This is a genomic window from Neisseria sp. HMSC061B04 (genome assembly GCF_001836705.1).
GTDB lineage: Bacteria > Pseudomonadota > Gammaproteobacteria > Burkholderiales > Neisseriaceae > Neisseria.
In genome coordinates this window covers 35598-41786 of record NZ_KV830194.1, presented here as the reverse complement: position 1 = coordinate 41786, position 6189 = coordinate 35598, and the positions used below count along the sequence as shown (strand labels likewise).

At 48.5% G+C, this 6189-nt stretch carries 3 protein-coding genes and 3 pseudogenes; 3 read left to right on the top strand and 3 right to left on the bottom strand.

Annotated features, from left to right (window positions below; genetic code table 11):
* From HMPREF2661_RS11830 to HMPREF2661_RS11785, 3 pseudogenes are all read left to right on the top strand, one after another.
* Positions 1-148 (top strand): annotated as a pseudogene (locus tag HMPREF2661_RS11830) (hypothetical protein); the annotation flags it as partial.
* Positions 115-284, top strand: a pseudogene (locus tag HMPREF2661_RS11790) (restriction endonuclease); the annotation flags it as partial. The pseudogenes HMPREF2661_RS11830 and HMPREF2661_RS11790, both read left to right, overlap by 34 nt.
* Positions 277-783, top strand: a pseudogene (locus tag HMPREF2661_RS11785) (site-specific DNA-methyltransferase). The pseudogenes HMPREF2661_RS11790 and HMPREF2661_RS11785, both read left to right, overlap by 8 nt.
* 695 nt (positions 784-1478) lie before the next feature.
* Here HMPREF2661_RS11785 and HMPREF2661_RS06970 read toward each other — a convergent pair.
* From HMPREF2661_RS06970 to HMPREF2661_RS06960, 3 genes are all read right to left on the bottom strand, one after another.
* The gene (locus HMPREF2661_RS06970) at positions 1479-1733 is read right to left on the bottom strand and encodes a helix-turn-helix domain-containing protein (protein ID WP_070822952.1); all 255 of its coding nucleotides are present in this window, start codon (positions 1731-1733) and stop codon (positions 1479-1481) included.
* Positions 1734-1858: 125 nt separating this feature from the next.
* Positions 1859-4474: a bifunctional acetaldehyde-CoA/alcohol dehydrogenase gene (adhE, locus tag HMPREF2661_RS06965; RefSeq protein ID WP_070822949.1), complete on the bottom strand. Its 2616-nt coding sequence runs from the start codon at positions 4472-4474 to the stop codon at positions 1859-1861.
* 317 nt (positions 4475-4791) lie between these two features.
* Positions 4792-6111: an MFS transporter gene (locus HMPREF2661_RS06960; protein WP_070822946.1), complete on the bottom strand. Its 1320-nt coding sequence runs from the start codon at positions 6109-6111 to the stop codon at positions 4792-4794.
* Between the last annotated feature and the right edge of the window lie 78 nt (positions 6112-6189).

Genomic DNA, 6189 nt, shown 5'->3' with positions numbered 1-6189 from the left:
GCCTAGCATAACTGCTAATCTACGTCAGCCCCAAGACAAAATCCGCCAACAATTGCAAATTTTGCGTGATCAAAATATGATCGAATTCATTGGTCGCGGACTTTACAAAAAAATCAACAAATTGCACCCAACTCCCAAGGCGTTTTAATTTCAAATCATGATACTGAATTCACAAGAAATATTTATTCTTCTGCCATTCTGAAAACGGTTGAAGTACAAAGAAATATTGCCGCAAAGGGCAGTAGCCGTAAAAAGTCGGAGAATTATTGGCAATTTATATGTGATTTCGACAAACCGGCTGAAGAAGCCGCCATTTATCAAAGTCGTTTGAAAAAAATTTTTTCAGACGACCTTGTCCTCTACAACAAAAATTCCCTTAACGTCATGCGGAAGATATTGGAAAAACATCCAACTGGCTGTTTCGATATGATTTTCGCAGACCCGCCTTACTTTCTTTCCAATAACGGCTTCAAAAGCCAAACATACGTTTCATTCTGAAACCATGAAAACACAAAAGGATGGTAGATGAAATGTGTTTGGACATTCCCTCCTCCCAATAAAGCCGAAAAAACATTCGGCAAACATCCGACACAAAAACTACTCACCTTACTTGAACGCTGCATACTGTCAGCTTCCAACATCGGGGATTTAATTTTTGATCCTTTCATGGGTAGCGGCACAACAGGCGTTGCTGCCTTAAAACATGGTCGGAAATTTTGTGGTTGCGAACTAGAAGAAGATTTTTTTGAATTAGCAAAGAAAAGACTACAACAAAAGCTGTAACTCCATCTTATCTTAAATTATTCGAACAATACCATCCCTACCCTGTCTGGCCATTTCACGGACTTCCCGCATGAATTCTTTTTTAAAATAAAATGCATGATTCTTATTTGAAATATTCCGATTATATTGTGCAGAAAATATAGGATGGTATGGCTTGGAATCTTTTGATCTGATTTGGATAAACACACCGTTTGATGTATGAATGTATCCGTCGCCGGAATTAATATCAGATAACAGCTTACTTTTAATTTGCGTGAAATCAGCAGCTAACTGTCTGAAAAGTTCACCCCTTCATTTATTTGCACATGATCGGCTGACTGTATGTACCATTGGTCAGAATCGTTGTCGACTTTACAAATAGGAACATATAGCAAATTCTTTATTTTTTAGTATATCCAACTGTCTTCAAAGCTTATCTGATCGCTGATTAACTGATCAAAGTTACTGGAAATCTGCGAGATAAACATAGTCTCTAGTGGTGCACCATCTGTATCTGCTTTATTGGTTTTCAGTTCGCCATCAAAAAAATCTGTCAAAGAATTTGTATTCTTAAGTCCTATCAATTTCTCGATAAACTGCCCTACCCCGCCTTTATTTATCTTCATTTCAGAGGTGAACTTGGGAAATCTGGTTTGATATTCAAGTTTTAGATCTCCTAGCGTCCTTCCGACGTTTTCTCTAAAAAACCATACGAATCAGTTAGATTCATTATCACAGTTTCCGTCATTAACATAGTCCTTAAAAGTTAAAAGTTCAGGTAAAGAAATATCTAATGCGCTAGCCAAACGAATAAGATTTAATAGGGCGGGGTTACGGTCTCCACGTTCTATCATTCCGATATAAGTCCGGTGCATATTCGCTTTTTCAGCCAATGCTTCCTGACTTAAATCCTGGAGTTGTCTTAAATGACGAACATGTTTGCCAAATTGTTTTAAAATTTCTGATTTCATGATGACTATTCTTAATGTTTGCAAATTAAATTCCACATACAATAAGTATCAACTTTAGTTCTAATACGAAAGGCCGTCTGAAACCCTATATTCAGGTTTCAGACGGCCTTTTTATCTACCCGATTTTATTCGCCGTAATAGGCTTTGGTCAGGATTTCTTCCATGTCGGCGACCATAGCGAGGCGTGGGTTGGCCGGGGTGCATTGGTCTTCAAAAGACATCATGGCCAGTTCTTTTCTGCCGTCGAGGAAGGTTTTCTCATCGATGCCCTGCTCTTTAAACGACATTTTGATGCCGACGTTGACCGCCAGTTCGTGGCAGGCGCGGGCGAAGGATTCGACGCCTTCTGCCGGTGTGCTGCATGGCAGGCCTAAAGTACGGGCGATTTCCTGATATTTCAGGTCGGCTTTGTAGTAGTTGTACTTCGGCCAGGTGGCGGTTTTCTGCGGGCGCGTGCCGTTGTAGCGGATAACGTGCGGCAGCAGGATGGCGTTGGCGCGGCCGTGCGGAACGTGATATTTGCCGCCGATTTTGTGTGCCATCGAGTGGTTGATGCCCAAGAACGCATTGGCAAACGCCATGCCTGCGATGGTGGAGGCGTTGTGCATATGCTCGCGCGCTTCAGGATCGGCCGCACCGTGTTTGTAGGAGCGTTCGAGGTATTGGAACACGAGCTTGATAGCTTGCAGGGCGAGGCCGTCTGTAAAGTCGTTGGCCAGCACGGAAACGTATGCTTCGACGGCGTGGGTTAATACGTCCAAACCGGTATCGGCGGTTACGCTGGCGGGGACGGGCATGGTAAACGCAGGATCGACAATCGAAATGGTCGGGGTCAGCGAGTAGTCGGCAATCGGATATTTTTTGTCGCCGTCGCTGATGACGGTAAACGGCGTAACTTCGGAGCCGGTACCCGATGTGGTAGGAATGCCGATGAATTTGGCTTTGCGGCCCAACTCGGGGAAGCGGAACGCGCGTTTGCGGATGTCCATGAATTTTTGCACCAAGTCTTCAAAGTCGACTTGCGGCTGCTCGTAGAAGAGCCACATGGCTTTGGCCGCGTCCATCGGCGAGCCGCCGCCCAGCGCGATGATGGTGTCGGGCTGGAAGCTGCGCATCAAATCCGTGCCTTTATAGACGGTTTGGACGCTCGGATCGGCTTCGACATCGGTAAACAGCTGGATGGTCACTTTGTTTTTGCGTTGGTGGAGCTGGTAGGTGATTTTATCGACAAAGCCCAGATCAACCATCGAACGGTCGGTCACGATCATGACTTTTTCGCAGTCTTTCATGTCTTGCAGATATTGGATGGAATCGCGTTCAAAATAGATTTTGGCGGGCACTTTGAACCATTGCATGTTGTTTCTCCGACGGCCTACTTTTTTGATGTTTAACAGGTTGACTGCGCTGACGTTGCCGCCGACGGCGTTTTTACCGTAAGAGCCGCAACCAAGGGTCAGAGAAGGCAGGAAGGCGTTGTACACGTCGCCGATGCCGCCGAAGGTGGAAGGCGAATTCCAAATCACGCGCAGGGCTTTGACGCGGGAGCCGAACGTTTTGACCAATTCTTCATCGGCGGTATGGATGGCGGCGGAGTGTCCCAAGCCGTCAAAGGCAACCATTTCTTCGGCGAACTTCAAACCTTGTTCGGTCGAATCCGCCTTAATCATGGCCAAAACAGGCGAAAGTTTTTCGCGGGTCAGCGGCTCGTTCGGGCCGACTTCGCGGCATTCGGCGATGATGATGTTGGTTTTTTCAGGCACTTTAAACCCGGCCTGTTCGGCAATCCATGCCGCCGGTTTGCCCACAACGGCGGAATTGAGTTTTGCGCCGCCGCAGCTGGCGCAATTCGCCGTTACGCCGAAGATAAACTCTTCGAGCATGGCTTTTTCTTTTTTGTTGGCAAAGTACACGCCGTAGGATTTGAACTCTTCGGCCAACTCTTTGTAAATCTCTTTATCGGCAATCACCGCTTGCTCGCTGGCACACACCATGCCGTTATCGAAAGATTTCGACATCACAATATCGTGCGCCACCTGTTTGATGTCCGCCGTTTTTTCAACATAAGCAGGTACGTTGCCCGCCCCGACGCCGAGCGCAGGTTTGCCGCAAGAATACGCGGCTTCCACCATCGCATTACCGCCGGTCGCCAAAATCGTTGCCACGCCCGGATGCTTCATCAGCGCGGAAGTGCCTTCCATAGACGGCTTTTCAATCCACTGGATACAGTTTTCCGGCGCACCGGCCGCAATCGCCGCATCGCGTACAATACGCGCTGCATGGGCGGAACACTGCTGGGCGGACGGGTGGAACGAGAAAATAATCGGATTGCGGGTTTTCAGTGCAATCAGGGATTTGAAAATGGTGGTGGAAGTCGGATTGGTCGTCGGCACGATACCGCAAACCACGCCGACCGGATCGGCAATTTCAGTAATACCGGTTACATCGTTTTCGCTGATGACGCCCACGGTTTTCAAATCGCGCAGGCGGCGCACGACGTTTTCGCAGGCAAACAGGTTTTTCGTCGCCTTATCCTCAAACACGCCGCGTCCCGTTTCTTCGACCGCGTGCATGGCGAGTACACCATGTTTGTCCAGCGCGGCAATAGAGGCTTTGGCAACAATAAAGTCAATCTGCTCCTGATCGAGCTTAAGAAACTCGTCCAATGCCCGTAAACCCTTGTCAACCAGGCTGTTTACCTCGGCTACGGCTGGGCTGACGACGTTGTCGGCTGATGCGTTCATGGTGTATCTCCTTAATAAAAGGTGGCAATAAGGTCAATAAATTTTCACTACGATAACTATAGGTAATTTAGTTACATTTTGCTTTGACCTACATCACAAACCATGATTGAACTTTTCAGACGGCCATTTTATCGTTTATTCATTTTAATTCTTTGAAGTATAATATTTTTATCCACACAAAAACAAAGACGGTTATTCTTCGTCGCTTTCCTCGGTAATTAAGATAAAAACAGAAAATCGATGTATTAAAATTACAAGCGTAAATAAACAAAGGCCGTCTGAAAATATTTTTCAGACGGCCTTTTTTGCTTTGCCTTTTATTGGCTGATGTCTTCCAGCGTACGGCCTTTGGTTTCTTCACCCAATACCAAGATTACCGCCACAATCAGCAGCATAACCAGGGCAAACATCATAAAGATATTACCGAAGCCGCCGCTGTTGCCCACCATCGCTGCCACTACCATAGGCGCGAGTATGCCGCCGACGCGGCCGATGGCGCCTGCCCAGCCGGATGCGAAGGCACGGAAGCGCAAGGGGTAGAGTTCGGGGGTGTAGGTGTACAAAACGCCCCATGCGCCCAAGTTGAAGAAGGACATCAGGCTGCCCCAGATCATGACTTCGGCCGCAGTGGTGCTTTGCCCGAAAAACCATGCGCACGCGGCGCAAGCGGCCAGGAAGCCTGCCAGCGTTGCTTTGCGGCCGATTTTTTCCACCAAGGCCGCGGCGGCTATATAGCCGGGCAGTTGCGCAACAATCATTACCAACACATATTCAAAGGTTTTGACCACGGTATTGCCCTGCTCGACCAGCAGTTTGGGCAACCAAGTGAAAATGCCGTAATACGAAAACACGATGCCGAACCAAACCAGCCACAGCATCAGCGTGCGCCGTGCAAACGGATGTTGCCAAAGTTGGAAGAAGCGGATGCGTTCGCGCGGGGCGACCGGTGCGGCAACGGCTTGTGTCGGCGGCGTGATGCCCGATTGAATTTCCAGCGCGGATACCAAACGGTGCGCTTCGTCGGTTTTGCCGCGGGAAAGCAGGTAAGGCACGGATTCGGGAACGAATTTCAACACCAACGGCACATAAAACAGGGGCAAGGCGCCGAATAAAAACGCGCTGTGCCAGCCGGTTTGCGGAATAAAGAAATAAGACACCAACGCGGCCGAGAGCCAGCCCAAGCCCCAAAAGCTTTCCAGTAATACAATAAAACGGCCGCGTACTTTCGGCGGTGCATATTCGCTGACCAGCGACACGGCGACGGGCAGTTGGCCGCCCAAGCCGACGCCGACAAAAAAGCGGCACACCAGCAAAACCGTCAAATCAGGCGCGAGCGCGCACAAACCTGTGGCAATGCTGTACACCACCATCGTACCGGCAAAAACGGTTTTCCGTCCGAACCTGTCCGCCAGCCAGCCGCTGAATACCGCGCCCAAGGCCATACCGACAAAGGCAATGCTGACAATCCAACCCAACTGCGCCGGAGCCAGCGCCCAATCTTTGCCCAAAGCCGGCAATACAAACGACACCAAGCCTGTATCCATGGCATCAAACAGCCAACCTATGCCGACCAAGACCAGAAGTTTGTAATGAAAGCGGGAGGGCGGCAGATTGTGCAGCCGCGTCAGAATATCCATCACTTCTTTCCTTTGTTTGTGTATGATTGAATTGGGTTTTAGCAATAAATGCTTTAATTTCAGTGACAAACCTGAAAC